This is a genomic window from Mumia sp. (assembly GCF_028803055.1).
Lineage (GTDB): Bacteria > Actinomycetota > Actinomycetes > Propionibacteriales > Nocardioidaceae > Mumia.
Genome location: NZ_JARBCJ010000302.1, coordinates 1 through 2,324, shown reverse-complemented (window position 1 = coordinate 2,324; position 2,324 = coordinate 1). Strand labels below are relative to the sequence as shown.

The 2,324-nt window shown below is 70.1% G+C and carries 2 protein-coding genes; both read left to right on the top strand.

Annotated features, from left to right (window positions below):
* Window positions 1-508, top strand: a 508-nt coding sequence (locus PV363_RS17365) for a molybdopterin cofactor-binding domain-containing protein (protein ID WP_301023026.1), incomplete at its 5' end; no start/stop codon positions are given.
* A 143-nt stretch (window positions 509-651) separates the two neighbouring features.
* Window positions 652-2,187 (top strand): MFS transporter, encoded by a 1,536-nt coding sequence (locus PV363_RS17360; RefSeq protein WP_301023025.1) that lies wholly within the window; start codon window positions 652-654, stop codon window positions 2,185-2,187.
* The last annotated feature ends 137 nt before the right edge of the window (window positions 2,188-2,324 follow it).

Below are 2,324 nucleotides of genomic sequence, written 5' to 3'. Positions count from 1 at the left end.
CGGAGAGGCGCCCGACGCCGGCGTCGAGACGACGGCCTCGGCGGCGGCCAACCCGGCGACCGAGGAGTACGCGTTCCACTCCTTCGGTGCGGTGTTCGCCGAGGCACGTGTGCACCGGTGGACCGGCGAGGTGAGGGTGCCGAGGCTGCTCGGCGTCTACTCGGTGGGCCGGATCGTCAATCCGACCACAGCACGGTCGCAGCTGCTCGGTGGCCTCGTCATGGGACTCTCCGCGGCCCTGTTCGAGGAGTCGTACCGTGACCCGCGCTTCGGTCACGTCGTCACGCAGGACCTGGCGACCTACCACGTCGCCTCGCACGCCGACGTCCTCGGCATCGAGGCCGAGTGGCTCGAGGAGTCCGACGAGTCGTTCACCCCGATGGGCTCGCGCGGGATCGGCGAGATCGGGATCGTCGGTACGGCCGCCGCGATCGCCAACGCGACGTTCCACGCGACCGGGATCCGGGTCCGCGACCTCCCGTTGACGGCCGACCACTTCCTGGCCTGAGTCACGCTCCCCGGGGCTGGTGGCGAAGAACACCACCCCTCGGCTTGAGTCGCGCTGTCTCGAAACTGTACCGTCTGGACGGGAATGACTGTACCGGCTGGACGGTTAAGTCAGGCAGGACCGAGGCCTCGACAGGGGGAGACATGAGCACCACCACCGCACCACGCCGTACGGCACCCGTGCCGGCGCGTGCCGGCCTGCGCCAGTGGGCGGCGCTCGCCGTCCTCATGCTCCCGGTGCTGATGGTGAGCATGGACAACACCGTCTTGAGCTTCGCGCTCCCCGACATCAGCTCCTCGCTGCACCCGTCCGGCACCGCGCTGCTCTGGGTCGTCGACATCTACGCCCTGATGCTCGCTGGTCTCCTGGTGGCGATGGGATCGCTCGGCGACCGCATCGGGCGTCGCCGCCTCCTCCTCGTCGGTGCGATCGGCTTCGGAGCGGTCTCGTTCTACGCGGCCCAGGTCGACGACATCAACGGGCTCATCGTCGCCCGCGCTCTGCTCGGTGTCTTCGGTGCGACGCTCATGCCGTCGACGCTGTCGCTGCTGCGCAACATCTTCTTGGACCGCCAGCAGCGGCGGCTCGCGATCGCGGTGTGGGCAGCCGGCTTCTCGGCTGGCGCCGCGCTCGGCCCCGTCATCGGTGGGTGGCTCCTCGAGCACTTCACCTGGCACGCGGTGTTCCTCATCAACCTCCCCGTCGTCGTGGTTCTGGTGCCGCTGGCGGTGTGGCTGCTGCCGGAGTCGCGCAACCCGAACCCCGGGCCGTTCGACCTGGTGAGCATCGTGCTGTCGATGACGACGATGCTGCCGGTCGTCTACGCGATCAAGACCTTCGCCGAGCACGGCCTCACCGCCGCCGTCGGCTGGACCGTGGCCATCGGCGTGCTGAGCGCGGTCGCGTTCGTACGGCGCCAGCTGGCCCGCGAGCACCCGCTGGTCGACGTCACGATGTTCCGCAACCGCGTGTTCTCCGGAGCGCTCGGCGCCAACCTCCTGAGCCTGATGGGACTCACCGGCTTCCTGTTCTTCGCGGCGCAGTTCCTGCAGCTCGTCGTCGGGCTCGACCCGATGGAGGCGGCGTTGGTCCTCGTCCCGGGACTGGTGGCGACCATCCTGGCCGGTCTGCTCGTCGTGCGCCTCGTGCCGGTGTTCGGTGTGCGCGCTGTGGTGTCGGCGAGCTTCGGCCTGTCGGCGGTGGGCTACGCGATCGCGGCGTTCGCCGGCTCCCTGCCGTCCGCGACGTCGATCGCGGTCGCGTTCCTCGTTCTCGGTGTCGGCATCGGGTTCGCCGAGACGCTCACCAACGACGTCGTCGTGTCCAGCGTGCCGGCAGAGAAGTCGGGCGCTGCATCGGCGCTCTCGGAGACGGCGTACGAGATCGGCGCGGTGCTCGGCACGGCCGTCCTCGGCGGCATCCTCACCGCGACCTACCGCGCGGAGGTCTCGCTCCCGCCGCTGGCCGGCACCGAGACTCAGCGTGAGGCAGCGGGACAGACCCTCGGCGGAGCGATGGACCTGGCCGACGCCATCCCGCCGCAGGTCGGGGGCTGGCTCGTCGAGTCGGCGCACCTGGCGTTCGACCACGCCGTCCAGACCACGAGCGCCGTGGCCGTCGTGATCGCGCTCGGTGCCGCTGCCGTCTCGTGGTTCACCCTGCGCGACGCGGAGCGCTGAGAGCGCCGACGACCGACGCGGATTCGGCGCGGCGCAGGCGCGGCCGGGCGATGCCGAGATAAAGAAGAGACCCGATGGGGCCGAGCAGCACCATCAGGACGATGTAGGTGACCTGGCTCTGACCAGACTGCTCCCAC